Consider the following 15,748-nt stretch of genomic DNA (forward strand, 5'->3'; position numbering starts at 1 on the left):
TGTCCGCCCGTTTCTGCTCTTTCCTTGTGCCTGGCTGAAAGAATGTTTCTCGACCCTTTCATCGGCGAGAACAAGATAACCTGACACGAGGTCCTACATGTCTCAAACACTGATAGTGGCAAAATTCGGCGGCACCAGCGTAGCCGATTTTGAAGCGATGAACCGCAGCGCCGATGTGGTGTTGCAGGACGCCAGCACGCGTCTGGTAGTGCTCTCTGCCTCGGCGGGTATTACTAATCTGCTGGTTGCGCTGGCTGAAGGCCAGCAGGCTCCCCAGCGCGCTGTTCTGCTTGATGATATCCGCCGTATCCAGTACGCCATTGTTGATCGCCTGCAGCGTCCGGAAGTAATCCGCGATGAAATTGATCGGATGATCGACAATATCAGCATGCTTTCCGAAGCCGCCTCACTGGCAACCTCGAATGCCCTGACCGATGAACTGGTCAGCCACGGTGAGCTGATGTCATCACTGCTGTTTGTGGAAATCCTGCGTGAACGCCAGGTTAATGCGGAATGGTTCGATGTCCGCAAGGTAATGCGTACCGACGATCATTTTGGCCGGGCAGTACCGGATGTACAGGTGCTGGCGGAGCAGGCGACGGCGCAGTTACAGCCGCGCATTGAGCAGGCATTAGTCATTACTCAGGGTTTCATTGGCAGTGAAAGCGAAGGGCGCACCACCACCCTGGGTCGCGGCGGCAGTGATTACACCGCCGCGCTACTGGGCGAAGCGCTGAACGCGGCGCGTGTGGATATCTGGACGGATGTGCCAGGCATCTACACCACCGATCCGCGCGTGGTGCCGACGGCGAAGCGTATTGATGAAATTACTTTTGAAGAAGCCGCTGAAATGGCGACGTTCGGCGCGAAAGTGCTGCACCCGGCGACGCTGCTTCCCGCTGTACGCCGGGGTATTCCGGTATTCGTCGGTTCCAGTAAGGATCCGGCAGCCGGTGGGACCCGCGTCTGCAATGAAACCCGCAACCCGCCGCTGTTTCGTGCACTGGCGCTACGCCGTAAGCAGACGCTGTTAACGCTGCACAGCCTTAACATGCTGCATACGTTTGGTTTTCTTGCTGAACTCTTCAATATTCTGGCGCGTCATAACGTCTCGGTTGACCTGATCACCACCTCCGAAGTGAGCGTGGCGCTGACGCTCGACACCACCGGATCGACCTCAACCAGTGCCAGCCTGCTGACCCAGGCTTTACTGACTGAACTCTCGTCGCTGTGCCGGGTTGAAGTGGAAGAAGATCTGGCGCTGGTGGCGATTATCGGTAACCAGCTATCAAAAGCGTGCGGCGTCGGCAAAGAGGTGTTTGGTGTGCTCGACCCGTTCAACCTGCGGATGATTTGCTACGGTGCCAGCAGCTACAACCTCTGCTTCCTGGTACCGGGCAACGATGCGGAAAGCGTGGTACGTACGCTGCATCGTAATCTGTTCGAGTAAACTTCTCTGCCATTCAGGCCGCGTCAGCGCGGCCTGAAAAGCGGCAAAAATGGTTCATATCTCCCTCATTACTCCCCGGCATGCGACTTCCGATAAAACCTTTTAATTCATAAAGTTAATTCCTGTTATTGCCAAATGGCAACCCCTTTCTCTGCGCATTTCGTGCACTTGCATTGCGCTCCCTTTCCGCAGATTTATAATCCCGCCGCTGAATCAATTCACCCAAATTTAGGAAATATCATGAAAAGGTTAGTCGCAGAGGCGCTGGGTACCTTCGTACTGGTGGCCGGCGGTTGTGGTAGTGCCGTGCTGTCAGCTGCGTTCCCGGAACTGGGCATTGGCTTCGTGGGCGTGGCGCTGGCTTTCGGGCTGAGCGTGCTGGTCATGGCGTATGCGGTCGGTCACATCTCAGGCGGGCACTTTAACCCGGCGGTGACCCTGGGATTAGTGGCAGGTGGACGTTTTCCCGCGTCTCAGGCCATTCCTTACATCATCGCGCAACTGGCAGGCGGCATTGCCGCTGGCGCAGTGCTCTATCTGATCGCCAGCGGTAAAGGCGACTTCAGTGCAGCGGCCAGCGGCTTTGCGGCAAATGGCTACGGCGAACACTCGCCGGGCGGCTTCAGCCTGCAGTCAGGTATGATCGCCGAAGGGGTGATGACCGCTATCTTCCTGATTGTGATCATGGGAGCCACCAGCGAGCGCGCGCCGAAAGGCTTTGCACCTGTCGCGATTGGTCTGGCGTTAACCCTGATTCACCTGATCAGCATTCCGGTTACCAATACCTCGGTTAACCCGGCACGCAGCACCGCGGCAGCCCTGTTCCAGGGGGACTGGGCGATCTCTCAGCTGTGGATGTTCTGGTTAATGCCGATTATCGGTGCCGTGATTGGTGGTTTGATCTACCGCGGTTTAGAGGAAAAAGCAGCGTAATTTCGTCAATATTCAGCGGATCGGCAGCAGTCGATCCGCATTTTCCCGCCTCGACCCATCTTCGCCTTACGCCATGATAATGAAATGTTATGATCCGGCCTTCGTCACGGCAGTCGTTCCTGCATGGCGACTCTCTATGGCAAATCTGCATAAAACATAACATTCTTATAAGGAAGTCTGGCTATGCTCGCCACGTTAACCCGCCTGTTCCCGCTCTGGGCCGTGCTGTTGTCTGTCGCCGCTTATTACTCTCCAGGTACGTTTCTCGGCATCGGACCCTGGGTCACTTATCTGCTGATGCTGATTATGTTCGGCATGGGTGTGACCCTGAATATCGACGATTTTAAACGGGTCCTGACCCGACCTGCGCCGGTGATTGCCGGAACCTTTCTGCACTATCTGGTGATGCCGTTAGCCGCCTGGGGACTGGCAAAACTGTTTCATATGCCGCCCGATCTGGCTGCCGGTATGATTCTGGTCGGCTCAGTTGCCAGCGGCACCGCCAGCAACGTTATGATCTATCTGGCGAAGGGGGATGTGGCGCTGTCAGTGACAATCTCGTCAGTCTCTGCGCTGGTGGGTGTGTTCGCCACGCCGCTGTTAACCCGCTTTTATGTTGATACCCACATTCAGGTTGATGTGGCTGGCATGCTGCTGAGTATCGTGAAGATCGTCGTGATCCCCATCTCTCTGGGACTGATCATTCATCACAGCATGAACAGCGTGGTTCGCCGGGTCGAACCCTGGCTGCCTGCGTTTTCGATGGTCTGCATTCTGCTGATCATCAGTGCGGTGGTGGCGGGCAGTCAGGCCTTTATTGGATCGGTGGGTCTGATGGTGATCGCGGCGGTGATCCTGCATAACGCGATTGGCCTGCTTGGCGGCTACTGGGGTGGCAAGTTGTTTGGCTTCGATGAGTCAACCTGCCGTACCCTGGCGCTGGAGGTTGGCATGCAAAACTCCGGACTGGCGGCGACGCTGGGAAAACTCTACTTCTCACCACTGGCGGCATTGCCAGGCGCGCTGTTCTCGGTGTGGCACAACCTGTCAGGTTCACTGCTGGCGGGTTACTGGTCAGGAAAGCCGATTAAGAAGAAGTAACAGTGGCGGCGCATTATTGCACTGCGCCGCATCTCACTGCTGCCGCGCCGGACGATCACCGCTCCGGCGCAGCAGGCTATTCATTCCGCTCAGTTTTATTCATAGTCACGTTCATCGTCGGGCTGTTCCAGCACCGTGTAGGCCACACTGCAGAACAGTGAATTCAGGCGCTTCATGTCGCCCAGTAAACCGAGGTGTAGCGAACTGGTCTCAATGCTCTGCACGTTCTGCTGGTGCAGCCGGTCAACATGCGCGTGAGAGTAGCGGCGGATCATCAGACGGAAGCGATGTTTAGCGCGGCGCAGACGTTTAGCGCTGGTGACATCGTGTGACAGAAACACCGACAGACTCATTCTGAGGTTAGCGATCAGCAGCTCATGCAGCTCCTGCAGCTCTTTTAATCCCTCGGCAGAGAACGCGCGGCCCGCTGCCAGCGACTTGTCAGCGACATCGCCGCTCATCCGCTCAATGATGTCCCCGGCCTGCTCCAGATTAAGTGACATTTCAATGATTTCGCCCCAGCGACGCGAGTCCTCTTCGGGGAGGTCCTCTTTTGGCATCCGCGCCAGATAGAGTTTGATGGCGGTATAGAGCACATCGACATCATCATCCAGCCTGCGCACCGTGCGTTCCTCGCGGGATTCGCCATGTACCACCTTATTAAACGCCTCCAGCATCTGCTCCAGCACGTCGCCCATGCGCAACGCTTCGCGGGCGGCATTTACCAGCGCCAGCGCCGGCGTATCCAGCGCGCTGCGATCGAGGTGTTTCGGCTTAAGGTGCAGCGCGTTATCCACGTCGTCGGCGATCATACGACGACAGAGGCGCGCCATCAGGTCAGCAAACGGCACCATCGCCACGCAGCGGATCAGGTTGTAAAACACATGGAAGAAAATCACTAACTCTTCATCGTTGACCGGCAGCTTATCCAGCCACTCTGCCACAATATCGACAAACGGCAGGATGAACACGCAGCCGATCAGCTTGAACAGCAGGCTGCCGAGCGCCACGCGCTTGCCCGCGGCATTTGAGCCGCTGGCGTTGATCATCGCCAGCAGGCCGCTACCGAGATTGGCACCAATCACCAGACAGAGCGCCACCTTGAATGAAATCACGCCGGTGGCGGTGAGCGTCGCGGTGATCAGCACCGCGGCCAGGCTGGAGTAACTGATGATGGCGAATACCGCCCCCAGCAGCGCATCAAGCATCACGTCGCCGGTCAGGCTGGAGAAAAGCACCTGGACACCGGCGGCCTGGGTAATCGGCCGAGCCGCTTCGACAATCAGCTGCAGCGCCAGCAATATCAGGCCCAGGCCGATACTGGCCCGGCCTAACTGACCCGCACGGGTCTGCTTGCGGCTGAGGAAGAACACCACGCCAAAGAAGATAAACAGCGGTGAGAGCCAGGAGAGATCAAACGTCAGGATACGCGCCATAATAGCGGTGCCGACATCCGCGCCAAGAATCACTACCAGCGCGGGCGTCAGGCTGACCAGATTCTGCGCCACAAAAGAGGTCACCAGCAGCGTGGTGGCGTTGCTGCTCTGCACCAGCGTGGTCACGCCAATGCCCGCCAGAAACGCCATCGGTTTTTTTTCTATGCTGCGACTCAGGACGCGGCGCAGATCGGCACCGTAGACCCGCATGATGCCGGTTCGTACGATATGCGTGCCCCAGACCAGCAGGGCCACCGCAGAGAGTAAATTAAGCAGGGTTAACACGTGGTGTCGCTCCTCGAATGTCAGGCTCAAAGCACAGACTGCCAGCCTGACGGAAGAGAGCAATCTGTGAAGGGGATTGCCGTGCGATGCGTGATTTTTTCCTGTGTTTTAAGCCACCTGGCGCAAAGTCGACATCTCTAATTGTAGACCAATCTTCCTGCCAGCGGGGTGCAAATCCGCCGCCGATCGGTTAAGCACATCAACCGAAAGTTCCACATCATGCGCCCGGATACGATAGCGGATCACGTTGCCCAGCAGACTGTGGCTGAGGATTTCCGCAGGAATGCCCTGGCCCGGCGCAGTGAACAGCATCGATTCCGGGCGAATGGCCACCTGGCTATGGAAAGGCTGCCCGGTCAGTCGCGTCGCCTGCTCAGCGCTCAGCAGGTTGTAGTTGCCAATAAATCCGGCGGCAAAGAGATCGACCGGTTGGGTATAGAGCGCTTCGGCATCGCCATTCTGCACGATTTTGCCCCGGTTCATCAGCACGATACGATCGGAGAGCGTCAGCGCCTCCTCCTGATCGTGGGTGACGAACAGGGTGGTGAGATTCAGCTCGCGCTGGATGCGCCGGATTTGATCGCGCAGATGGCGGCGAATACGTGCATCCAGCGCTGACAGCGGTTCATCCAGCAGCAGCAGACGCGGACGCGTCACCAGCGAACGTGCCAGTGCCACGCGCTGACACTGCCCGCCTGACAACTGGTGCGGATAGCGGCGTGCATAATCACTGAGTTCAACCAGCTCCAGCACCTCCAGTACCCGCTGGCGAATCTGCGCTTCGGGCAGTTTCTGCATCTTCAGGCCAAATGCGACGTTCTTCTCTACCGTCATATTGGGAAACAGTGCATAGCTCTGGAACACCATACCGATGGCGCGCTTCTGCGGGGCCAGCGGTACAATATCTTTGCCCTCCAGCCTGATTTCACCGCTGTCGACGCTGGTTAACCCCGCCAGACAACGCAGCAGCGTCGATTTACCGCAGCCGCTGGGGCCGAGCAGGGTGACAAATTCCCCTTCAGCGGCGCTGAAATCGATCTGCTCAAAAATGGGCGTGGGTCCATAGGACTTGTTCAGTTCTCTGACCTCAAGGTAACTCATATTCAGCCTCGTTCGGGATTCAGGGCGTTGGCCAGCCAGGTGACCAGCAGCACCACAAAGAAGTAGGAGATCACCAGGGCGCTGGTGAAGTGACCGCTGCCGTTACGCATGTTGAAGAGGTAAACCTGCAGGGTTTCATAGCGGTTGCCGACCAGCAGGTTAGCGAAGACAAATTCGCCAATCAGGAAGGAGAAAGAGAGCAGCACGGCAATCAGCATCCCTTTGCGCAGGTTGGGCAGCACGACCCACAGCGCCGCCTGCCAGGTGCTGGCACCCAGCAACTGCGCGGCATCAATCAGCTCTTTGAGGTTGATCGCCTGCATATTGTTCGCCAGCGCCCGGTAGATAAAGGGCAAGGCAATAGTGAAATAACAGCCGATTAAGATCCACGGCGTGCCGGTCAGCATCAGCGGTGACGAAGAGTAGAGTTGCAGTAATCCCACTGACGACACCACCGGCGGCACGGCGAAAGGCATCAGGATCAGGACGTTCATCACCGCATCCAGTCGAGGAAAATAGTAAGCGATTACAAACATGGCAGGCAGCACCAGCACCAGCGAGAACAGCAGCGCACCCAGGCAAATCAGCAGCGAATGGCCCAGTGCCGTCAGAAATCGCGGGTCGCTCCAGAGCTGGATGAACCACTTCAGGCTATAGCCCTGTGGCAGAATGGTGTTACTCCAGTCGGACGACAGTGCATAAAGCAGTGTGGCCAGTAAAGGCAGTGCCAGCAGGGTAAAGAGTAACCCAACCATTATCCGGTGATAGAGGTGCTCAGCACGTGACATGGCGGCTCCTTTCATGGCTGTTTCGCATTGAGATAGCTACGGCGCACCAGATACTGCTGCACCAGGGTAATCAGTGCCATAATCGCCACCAGCAGCATTGCCAGCGCGCTACCTGTGTTGGGATCCAGCGAGATATCGCCGGAGACCAGCGCGGCAATACGCACCGGCACCACGTTGAAATTACCCGTGGTCAGGGCATAAATCGTGGCATAAGCGCCCAGCGCATTCGCCAGCAGGATCACAAAGGTCCCGAGCAGCGCCGGAAACAGAATCGGCAGGCCGATGTGCCACCAGTAGTGCCAGCGGCTGGCACCCAGCAGCGCAGCGGACTCCTGCCACTCTTTTTTCAGCCCGTCGAATGCCGGGTAGAGCAGCAGCACGCCCAGCGGGATCTGGAACCAGGTGTAGACCAGCACCATGCCGTTGCGCGAGAAGAGTCTGAAGCTCTCAACCAGACCATAATGGCGCAACAGCAATGTCAGGCAGCCGTTCAGCCCCAGCAGAATCACAAAGGCAAACGCCAGCGGGACACCGGCAAAGTTGCTGGTCATGTTGGTAAAAGCGATGAGAAAGCGCTGCAGTCGCCCGCCGCCGAGCTGATGCAGTGAATAGCCGGTGACCAGTGCAATCAGTAAGCCGTAGACGCTTGACCAGAGTGAGATATCCAGCGAAAAACGAAACGCCTGCTGGTAGAAGGGCGAGGTGAGAATGTCCTGATAGTTATCCCAGCCCCATTGGCTGTTCATCTCACTCCAGAAGCTGTTAATGGCGATCCACAACAGCGGTGCCAGCTGAAAGGCGACCCAGAACAGGGTGAACGGTAACAGCAGCAGCAGCGCGACTCCTTTTCCTCTCATCTCTTCGGCTCCGCCAGCAGGCCGCGACAGACCGGCTTGTCATGCGCCACCTCAAGCAGTTCACACAGCGTGCCGCACAGATCGGTCTGCTGCGGTGCCAGGTCAGGCTGCAGCGAGAAAGCCCGGCCAAAGACAAACAGCGGCACCGTGGTCTCTTCCGGCAGAATGCCGCCGTGGGAGCGATCGTCATTCATACCGTGATCGGCGGTCACCATCACCTGATAGCCCTCAGCCAGCCACAAGGGCATCCACTGCGACAGCAGGCCGTCGGCGATGCGTGCCCGGTTGCGGTACTGTGGCGAGGAGAGGCCCGATTTATGACCGGCATCGTCGATATTCATCGGGTGGATTAGCAGAAAATCGGGATCGTGACGCAGCCGCAGGCTCTCTGCATCTTCAAACAGATGCGAGTCGGGATAGCTATCGTCAGAATAAAAATGGCCATACTGAATGGGCAGGTCCGGCGCGTCAGTGTGACGATCGCGCGCCGGAACGAACGGCGTTCGGTTATAAAGCTCACTCACCCAGTGGTAGGCCGCCGCCGCAGTCGTCAGTCCCGCTGCTCGCGCAAAGTGAAAGACGCTGCGCTCGCGGCTTAACCGGCTGACGCCATTATGAATAATGCCGCTTCTGACCGGCGGAACACCGGTCAGAATGCACTCATAAAGCGGGCGTGACAGCGAGGGTAATTCACAGGTCATACGGTAATAAAACCCGTTGCCCTGCGAACATTCGGCATGCAGGTAACCCATTGCATGTTGTGCGACCTGATTGCTCAGGCCGTCCAGCACTACCAGGATGGTCTTCATTCCGTTCTCCCTGCCGCGAATTACTGCTGCATATTGATGATGACGTTTTCCTGCCACAGGCGCGGCAGCATTTTCGACGATTTATCCCAGGCAGCCTGATCCTTCACCGGACGGGCATTTTTATATTCAGATTGCGGCAGCAGGCGAGCCTGAACGTCCGCTGGCAGCGTCAGATGCTCGGCACGGATCGGACGGGCATAGCCCTTCGCCAGATTGATCTGTCCCTGGTCTGAGAAGATATATTCGCGCGTCAGTTTTGCGGCGTTAGGGTGTTTCGCATATTTGTTGATGACGGTGGTGTAGCCGGAGGTCACGGAGCCATCAGACGGGATAACCACTTCGTAGCGGTTTTTGTCGATCTGGTCCCGGTAGTTAAGGGCGTTAAAGTCCCACACCACCGCCATCTGCACTTCACCTTTTTCGATATTGGCAATCACCGGATCGGTAACGCCAAGACGACCCTGTTTGGCCAGATCGGCAAAGAAAGCCAGCGCCGGTTTCAGGTTCTTCTCATCGCCACCTAAGGCGTAGTTTGCCGCCAGTACGCCGTTGGCCGCCTGAGCTGCCACGCCGACGTCACCGATAGTAACCACATACTTACCTTTTTTCAGATCGGCCCAGCTGTGGGGGATATCTTTAACCTGCTGCTTGTCGATCAGAAAGGCGATGGTACCGGTATAGGCCAGCGCCCAGTGGCCATCTTTATCTTTGGCCCAGGCCGGAATCTGATCCCAGTGAGTGGGTTTATAGGGCTGGGTCACACCTTTAGCGACAGCGATCGGGCCAAAGGCGGCACCCACGTCACCGATGTCAGCGCTGGCGTTCTCTTTCTCTGCATCGAATTTCGCCAGCTCCTGCGCCGATGACATATCGGTATCGCTGTGCTTAAGGCCATATTTGCTGCTGATGTCGTTCCAGGTATCTTTCCAGTTAGCCCAGCTATCCGGCATCCCGACGCTGTTGACCTGGCCTTCACTGCGTGCCGCTTTTTCCAGGGCGGCAAGGTCGTTATCGGCGGCCTGCGCAACGGGCAGGGTGAGCACTACAGCACTGGCTACTACAGAGGCGATAAACGCTTTCATCTCAGTTGCTCCGGGTGTAAGTTGATGGGCCTGGCTGGTCTAGTCCAGCAAGAACCGAGCCAATGTAGCCCCTGTATATGAACGATTTATGACAGGGCGGCGCTGTGCAGGGGATGGGCGATGAAAGAGGTGACCCGTTCGCCTGTCACAGGCGCGTTACCTGAACAGTAAGAGTGCGGAGTCGCACCAAAATGAGGCTACTGTTGTGGAGTCGATAGCACTCAAAACGGCGGATGCGATCGCCAGCGTCCTGCTGACGCGCATTCAGGCCGGAGAGTTCAGCGCCGGGCGACTGCCGGCGGAGCGTGCCTTAAGCGAGGCGTTCAGCACGACCCGGATTACCCTGCGGGAAGCACTGGGCAAGCTGGAAGCCCAGGGGATGATCTACCGGGAACTGCGTCGCGGCTGGTTTATCGCACCGCCGCGACTAATCTATAACCCGCTGCATCACAACCACTTTCATGCCATGGCAATGGAGCAGGGACGGCAGGCGGCCACCGAGGTCATCGCCGCCGAACAGGTCGCGGCGCACGACAGCGTGGCGACGGCGCTGCGGCTGGCCTCCGGTTCGTCGGTTTACTGCATCCGCCGCCTGCGGCGCATTGACGGGCGCGCGGTGCTCTATGTTGAACACTACCTCAATCCGCGTTTTTTCCCTGGTCTGCTTGATGAAGATTTGACCCGCTCACTGACCGATCTCTATGACCAGCGCTACGGCATTCGTTACGGTGGCGCGCGCTTCACCATCCTGCCTGGCCCGCTGCCGGAGGTCGCCGCACCCATGCTGAATGTGGCACCGGGCAGCCCCGGTTTGTTGATCACCCGCATCAATCGCAACCAGCAAAAAGAGGTGATTGATTGCGACTGTGAATACTGGCGTTACGATGCGCTCTGTGTTGATGTTGAGGCCTGAGGAGTTATTGTGATTTGCGTCACACTCGCGCATGATATCGCGCGCTAACAACTCCTTTTTTAAGGCGCAACATGAGTGACAAAAATCCTTTGGCCCGCCACCTTGCAACGGTACTGCAATGGGTGCTGAATCTGGGTCTGCTGAGTCTGGCGATCATCCTGATCGTCTTTTTAGGCAAAGAAACTATCCATCTGGCAAACGTGCTGTTTAACACCAGCGAGCAGTCGTCTTCCTATCTGTTGATTGAGGGAATTGTCATTTATTTCCTCTACTTCGAATTTATTGCTTTGATTGTTAAGTACTTTCAGTCGGGTTATCACTTTCCGCTGCGCTATTTTGTCTATATCGGTATCACGGCAATTATCCGCCTGATTATCGTCGACCATAAAAATCCCTTCGATACGCTCTGTTACTCTGCGGCGATTCTGATTCTGGTGGTCACCCTGTGGCTGGCAAACAGCAACCGCCTGAAACGCGAGTAATCCCCCTGCCGTCTGTCATGACGGCAGGTGTTCGCATCGCGTCTCTGCGCTAAACTAGCGTCCTGAAACTTATTGGGAGTGGTGCTATGTCGCAAGACGCGCTCAGCTTATTACGTGCACTCAACTGGCTTTCTCCGTCGCAGGCAACCCTTGCGCCGCCATTGCTCGACTGGCTGATGGAGGAGGATTCAATGACGCGCCGTTTTGAACAACATTGCCAGCGGGTCACGGTTCAGCCGCTGCGTGAAGGCTTTATCAACGCCAGCGAGTTGGGTGATGAAAAGGGCTTGTTGCCAGACGATCAACGCTTCTGGCTGCGCGAAGTGCTGCTGTTCGGCGACGATCAGCCCTGGCTGGCTGGCCGTACGCTGGTGCCGGAAAGCACCCTCAACGGGCCAGAAGCGATGCTGCAGCAGCTGGGCACCCGGCCGCTGGGTCGCTATCTCTTCTCCTCTTCGACGCTGACCCGCGATTTTATTGAGCCGGGGCAGGTAGAGGGATTGTGGGGACGGCGCTCACGCCTGCGTCTCTCCGGCAAACCGCTGCTGTTGACTGAACTGTTTTTACCGGCATCGCCGCTCTATCGCGATCTGGTCTGAGGATCCTGTGGTGCAAAATAGCTTAAGTGTAAATAAATGGCGGGCCTACACGCGCCTGATGCGTATCGATAAGCCTATCGGTACGCTGCTGCTGATGTGGCCAACGCTCTGGGCATTATGGCTGGCTGACATGGCGATCCCGCCGCTGCCGGTGCTGGCGGTGTTTGTTGCCGGGGTCATCGTGATGCGTGCGGCCGGCTGTGTGATCAATGACTACGCCGATCGCAAAGTAGACGGTCATGTCGAACGCACGAAGCATCGGCCACTGGCCAGCGGCGCGGTGAGTGCAAAAGAGGCTAAGCTGCTGTTCGTGATACTGGCTCTGGCGGCTTTTGCGCTGGTGCTGACCATGAACATGATGACGATTATGCTCTCCGTGGTGGGGCTGGCGCTGGCCTGGGTCTATCCCTTTATGAAGCGTTATACCCACCTGCCGCAGGTAGTGCTGGGTGCCGCCTTTGGCTGGGCCATTCCCATGGCATGGTCTGCAGTTAGTGAGTCCTTACCTCTGGTCTGCTGGCTGGTATTCATCGCCAACATCTGCTGGACGGTCGCCTATGATACCCAGTATGCGATGGTGGATCGGGATGATGACCTGAAGATTGGCGTGAAGTCGACCGCGATTCTCTTTGGCCGTTTCGACAAGCTGATCATTGGTCTGCTGCAACTGGCGACGCTGCTGCTGATGGCGCTGGTTGGCCTCATGCTGCATCTGAACAGCGCCTTCTACTGGACGCTCTTGCTGGCCGCCGCGCTGTTTGTTTATCAACAGAAGCTGATCGCCGGACGCGAGCGGCAACCCTGTTTCCAGGCTTTTCTCAATAATAACTATGTCGGGATGGTGCTGTTCCTCGGCGTACTGATGAATACCCCGCCGTTCAGCCAGCTGTTCTGACAGGGGATTCAGGCACAAAAAAGGCGACCTCATGAGGTCGCCTTTTTACTATGCGCACTGCGGTCAGTCGTGCGCCACAGCGGTTTCAATGGTCATACGGACATCGCTGGTGACCAGGTCTGCCAGCATATGCCAGGTCGCCAGGGTCTGCGCAACATCGGCATCACCGCTGTCGCTGATATACCCTTCATCGCGCAGGGTCAGAACCAGTGAGGTAAAGACCGCTTTGTCGAAGAATTCCGGAGCATTGATACCGTGCAGCACCGACAGACGCTGTGCCAGCGTCCGGCTCTCTTTCTCCAGCGTGCCGCGGTTAATCGTCGGCTTGGCGCTGAGAATGGAGAACGTAATAGCATAGCGCTGCAGTGTTTCACGCACACCGGCGGCCAGCAGTTGCAGCGTGCGATAGCGCGCTGAGGAAAAGCGCAATTCGCCGGCTTCGAGTGTAATCAGGCCCTGACGCGCCAGCTCCTGACTCAGTTCGGTCAACAGTTGCGGCAGCTCATCGGTCTGCCAGCGCAGGAACAGCTCACTCTTCAGCATCGGGTAGATCAGGCTCACCTGACGCAGCAGTTCTGCTTCGCTCAGCGTCTGATGCTGCTGAACTATGGCGGCAATCAGCGACGGCATCACCAGCATGTGATGAATATTATTGCGATAGTAGGTCATCAGCACCGCCTGCTCACGTGGCAGAATGATGATGTCGCCAATGCTGTCCTTTTCACTCTCAAACTTATTCATACCCATGGCGTGATCCAGCAGCGCTTCCGCTGAAAGATCGGGTACGGTCGCATTTGGCGAGTAAGGCACGTTGCGCAGCAACTGGGTATAGCACTCCAGTTGTTCAATCAGCTGTTCACGGGTTAGTGAGCGCTGACGTGACGCCAGCAGGGCGGTGACACAGAGGTTCATGGCGTTAGCCGCGCCCGCTTCATTGATACGCACCATCAGGCTGGCAGCAATATCGTTGACGGTCGGAGTTAACCAGCTGGGACGCTGCGGCTCAATCGGATCGATGGCATCGCGCCATTCCGGTACCCGCTTGTTGAGATAGTTGACCAGCGGCAGGGGTTCGCCAAAGTTCACGTAACCCTGACCGAGATTGCGCAGCTTGCGTAAGCCGCGCACCATCTGCATGAAGCCCTCTTTCTCTTTCGCCGCGCCGCGCAGTTCTTTAGCGTAAGTGCCCACTTCCATTACGTGCTCATAGCCGATATAGATCGGCACCAGCGTGATAGGGCGATTTCCGCCGCGCAGCATCGCCTGCAGCGTCATGGCTAAGGTGCCGGTTTTAGGGTCCAGCAGGCGACCGGTTCGTGAACGGCCTCCTTCGACAAAGTACTCAACCGAATAGCCGCGGGTGAACAGCTCGCCGAGATATTCGCGGAATACCGTGGCGTAGAGCTTGTTGCCTTTAAAGGTACGACGAATGAAGAAGGCGCCCAGACGACGGAAAATCGGGCCGGCTGGCCAGAAGTTGAGATTGATCCCGGCTGCGATGTGCGGCGGCACCAGGCCCTGATGATAGAGCACATAGGAGAGCAGCAGATAATCCATGTGGCTGCGATGACACGGCACATAGACAATCTCGTGGCCATCCTGCGCCAGCTGGCGGACTTTTTCGCCGCCATTGACGTTGATGCCCTGATAGAGCCGACTCCAGAGCCAGCCCATCACGCGGTCAGTTACGCGGATGGCTTCATAGGAGAAGTTTGCCGCAATCTCCTCCATCATCTCGACGGCGTTCTGCTGCGCTTTCTCATGGGAGATTTTTTTGCTGCGTGCTTCATCCTCTACTGCTTTTTCAATCGCTTTGGATTGCAGCAGACGATTAAACAGATCCTGACGCGCCGGCAAGCGCGGGCCAATCGCCGCCAGCCGCTGGCGGGCAAAATGAATGCGCGCCACGCGAGCCAGCTTCTGGGCGATCGACTGATCCGTACCGTGTTCAGTTGCCATGCGGCGCAGCGACACCGTCGGTGAGAAGCGGACAAAACTGTCGCGCCCGTGCCAGATAACGGCAAAGAACTTCTGCACCCCGTTCAGCACCCGCAGGTGTGGCGTTGCTTCGCCCTGGACTTCACGTCCTGGTGCGCGGCCAAACATCACCGTGACCGGCAGCATCTGAATATCCAGCTTAGGGTTATTGCGATGCAGGTCCAGGTAATCGTGAAAGATTTTCACAGATTCAACGCTGGGCACAAAATAGGGGAAGACGCGTGGGCCATTGTGGATAAACACGTGGCGCGGCAGCAGAGAACCATCAATCTCCAGCGGAGTGAGCGGGTCGGGCAGATGATGCCGCAGACACTGCGCGCGTAAAGTCAGTAAGTCGGCCTTCGAATCGTAAGGCAAAACATACATAATAGGTCGGGTCGGATCCAGACCATGTTCAGACACGGGATCGGCCGGAATGGCCTTACTTTTTACCAAAAACGACAGTGGTAAATTAAGCAGTTTGTAATAGAGTTTACGCCAACCTGACATAGACAACATGAAGCCTCTTGTTAGCAAAGCGCCGCAAGCATACCAGAAAGCGCAGCGAAGATCTGTGGTGGTGCCAATTGCACGCAGCCCAGACATTGACGTCAATCCGATGAAAGGGTTCCCACATCATGGCAAATAATGCCACCGGACTTATCAGAATAGTAAAAGCTGCAGGTTACTCATGGCAGGGACTGCGTGCCGCCTGGCAACATGAAGCGGCGTTTCGGCAGGAAGCGCTGGCTGCGCTGGCCGCTATTGTTATCGCGTGCTGGCTGGATGTCGATGTGGTCGCCCGCATCCTCATGATTGGGGCGGTGGTGCTGGTGGTCATTGTTGAAATCCTCAATAGCGCCATTGAAGCGGTGGTCGACCGTATTGGTCAGGAGCATCATCCGCTGGCGGGCCGGGCAAAAGACATGGGTTCGGCGGCGGTGTTGATCAGCATCTTACTGGCACTCTTCGTCTGGATCGCGCTGCTCTGGACACATTTGCGATAAGCCTTCCATAACGCGTCTGAGGGCGCGTTTTCC

15 protein-coding genes are annotated in these 15,748 nt (G+C 57.0%); 8 read left to right on the forward strand and 7 right to left on the reverse strand.

The genetic code is table 11. The annotated features are described in order from the left end of the window. Positions 1-97 precede the first annotated feature (97 nt). From lysC to panS, 3 genes are all read left to right on the forward strand, one after another. A complete protein-coding gene (gene lysC / locus FOV68_RS14645) occupies positions 98-1,450 on the forward strand; it encodes a lysine-sensitive aspartokinase 3 (RefSeq protein ID WP_022625207.1) in 1,353 nt (450 codons plus the stop codon). A gap of 240 nt (positions 1,451-1,690) precedes the next feature. Next, on the forward strand, positions 1,691-2,383 hold the full coding sequence (gene aqpZ, locus FOV68_RS14650; protein ID WP_069025632.1) for an aquaporin Z: 693 nt from the start codon (positions 1,691-1,693) through the stop codon (positions 2,381-2,383). 183 nt (positions 2,384-2,566) lie between these two features. Further along, the gene (gene panS / locus FOV68_RS14655) at positions 2,567-3,484 is read left to right on the forward strand and encodes a ketopantoate/pantoate/pantothenate transporter PanS (protein WP_010252655.1); all 918 of its coding nucleotides are present in this window, start codon (positions 2,567-2,569) and stop codon (positions 3,482-3,484) included. Between the two features lie 95 nt (positions 3,485-3,579). On the opposite strand, the gene FOV68_RS14660 is transcribed toward panS, so the two are convergent. The 6 genes from FOV68_RS14660 to FOV68_RS14685 all read right to left on the reverse strand — a co-directional run bounded on the left by FOV68_RS14660 (position 3,580) and on the right by FOV68_RS14685 (position 9,842). Beyond that, positions 3,580-5,205, reverse strand: coding sequence for a Na/Pi cotransporter family protein (locus FOV68_RS14660; protein WP_031593875.1), 1,626 nt, complete (start codon positions 5,203-5,205; stop codon positions 3,580-3,582). Between the two features lie 108 nt (positions 5,206-5,313). Next, positions 5,314-6,306 (reverse strand): ABC transporter ATP-binding protein, encoded by a 993-nt coding sequence (locus FOV68_RS14665; RefSeq protein ID WP_039392085.1) that lies wholly within the window; start codon positions 6,304-6,306, stop codon positions 5,314-5,316. Positions 6,307-6,308: 2 nt separating this feature from the next. Continuing rightward, entirely contained in the window at positions 6,309-7,094 is a 786-nt protein-coding gene (locus FOV68_RS14670; RefSeq protein WP_031593877.1) for an ABC transporter permease, read from the reverse strand. Between the two features lie 11 nt (positions 7,095-7,105). Then, positions 7,106-7,951, reverse strand: a complete 846-nt coding sequence (locus FOV68_RS14675; RefSeq protein WP_010252254.1) for an ABC transporter permease subunit — start codon at positions 7,949-7,951, stop codon at positions 7,106-7,108. After that, positions 7,948-8,760, reverse strand: coding sequence for an alkaline phosphatase family protein (locus FOV68_RS14680; protein ID WP_039392082.1), 813 nt, complete (start codon positions 8,758-8,760; stop codon positions 7,948-7,950). Before FOV68_RS14680 ends, FOV68_RS14675 begins: the two co-directional genes overlap by 4 nt. Positions 8,761-8,780: 20 nt before the next feature. Then, positions 8,781-9,842 carry an ABC transporter substrate-binding protein gene (locus FOV68_RS14685; protein ID WP_010252250.1) on the reverse strand — a complete coding sequence of 354 codons (1,062 nt, stop codon included), beginning with the start codon at positions 9,840-9,842 and terminating at the stop codon, positions 8,781-8,783. Between the two features lie 205 nt (positions 9,843-10,047). Between FOV68_RS14685 and FOV68_RS14690 the strand changes: the two genes are divergently transcribed. The 4 genes from FOV68_RS14690 to ubiA all read left to right on the forward strand — a co-directional run bounded on the left by FOV68_RS14690 (position 10,048) and on the right by ubiA (position 12,731). Next, a complete protein-coding gene (locus tag FOV68_RS14690; RefSeq protein WP_186289754.1) occupies positions 10,048-10,755 on the forward strand; it encodes a UTRA domain-containing protein in 708 nt (235 codons plus the stop codon). Between the two features lie 71 nt (positions 10,756-10,826). Further along, complete coding sequence (gene psiE / locus FOV68_RS14695; RefSeq protein WP_031591808.1) at positions 10,827-11,237, forward strand: phosphate-starvation-inducible protein PsiE; 411 nt, start codon at positions 10,827-10,829, stop codon at positions 11,235-11,237. Between the two features lie 86 nt (positions 11,238-11,323). Beyond that, on the forward strand, positions 11,324-11,836 hold the full coding sequence (gene ubiC, locus FOV68_RS14700; protein WP_031591807.1) for a chorismate lyase: 513 nt from the start codon (positions 11,324-11,326) through the stop codon (positions 11,834-11,836). Positions 11,837-11,846: 10 nt separating this feature from the next. Further along, a complete protein-coding gene (ubiA, locus tag FOV68_RS14705) occupies positions 11,847-12,731 on the forward strand; it encodes a 4-hydroxybenzoate octaprenyltransferase (protein WP_069025635.1) in 885 nt (294 codons plus the stop codon). 63 nt (positions 12,732-12,794) lie between these two features. Here the strand turns inward: ubiA and plsB are convergent, their stop codons facing one another. Next, positions 12,795-15,218: a glycerol-3-phosphate 1-O-acyltransferase PlsB gene (plsB, locus tag FOV68_RS14710; RefSeq protein WP_031591803.1), complete on the reverse strand. Its 2,424-nt coding sequence runs from the start codon at positions 15,216-15,218 to the stop codon at positions 12,795-12,797. A gap of 128 nt (positions 15,219-15,346) precedes the next feature. Between plsB and FOV68_RS14715 the strand changes: the two genes are divergently transcribed. Beyond that, the gene (locus tag FOV68_RS14715) at positions 15,347-15,715 is read left to right on the forward strand and encodes a diacylglycerol kinase (RefSeq protein WP_031591801.1); all 369 of its coding nucleotides are present in this window, start codon (positions 15,347-15,349) and stop codon (positions 15,713-15,715) included. Positions 15,716-15,748 lie beyond the last annotated feature (33 nt).

Source organism: Pantoea sp. paga, assembly GCF_007558755.1.
In the GTDB taxonomy this organism is placed as follows: domain Bacteria; phylum Pseudomonadota; class Gammaproteobacteria; order Enterobacterales; family Enterobacteriaceae; genus Pantoea; species Pantoea agglomerans.

Bases quoted from the DNA above. Each gene is read 5' to 3' on its own strand.
- lysC (WP_022625207.1), top strand. From the start codon at position 98: ATGTCTCAAACACTGATAGTGGCAAAATTCGGCGGCACCAGCGTAGCC.
- aqpZ (WP_069025632.1), top strand. From the start codon at position 1,691: ATGAAAAGGTTAGTCGCAGAGGCGCTGGGTACCTTCGTACTGGTGGCC.
- panS (WP_010252655.1), top strand. From the start codon at position 2,567: ATGCTCGCCACGTTAACCCGCCTGTTCCCGCTCTGGGCCGTGCTGTTG.
- FOV68_RS14665 (WP_039392085.1), bottom strand. From the start codon at position 6,306: ATGAGTTACCTTGAGGTCAGAGAACTGAACAAGTCCTATGGACCCACG.
- FOV68_RS14670 (WP_031593877.1), bottom strand. From the start codon at position 7,094: ATGTCACGTGCTGAGCACCTCTATCACCGGATAATGGTTGGGTTACTC.
- FOV68_RS14675 (WP_010252254.1), bottom strand. From the start codon at position 7,951: ATGAGAGGAAAAGGAGTCGCGCTGCTGCTGCTGTTACCGTTCACCCTG.
- FOV68_RS14680 (WP_039392082.1), bottom strand. From the start codon at position 8,760: ATGAAGACCATCCTGGTAGTGCTGGACGGCCTGAGCAATCAGGTCGCA.
- FOV68_RS14685 (WP_010252250.1), bottom strand. From the start codon at position 9,842: ATGAAAGCGTTTATCGCCTCTGTAGTAGCCAGTGCTGTAGTGCTCACC.
- psiE (WP_031591808.1), top strand. From the start codon at position 10,827: ATGAGTGACAAAAATCCTTTGGCCCGCCACCTTGCAACGGTACTGCAA.
- ubiC (WP_031591807.1), top strand. From the start codon at position 11,324: ATGTCGCAAGACGCGCTCAGCTTATTACGTGCACTCAACTGGCTTTCT.
- plsB (WP_031591803.1), bottom strand. From the start codon at position 15,218: ATGTCAGGTTGGCGTAAACTCTATTACAAACTGCTTAATTTACCACTG.
- FOV68_RS14715 (WP_031591801.1), top strand. From the start codon at position 15,347: ATGGCAAATAATGCCACCGGACTTATCAGAATAGTAAAAGCTGCAGGT.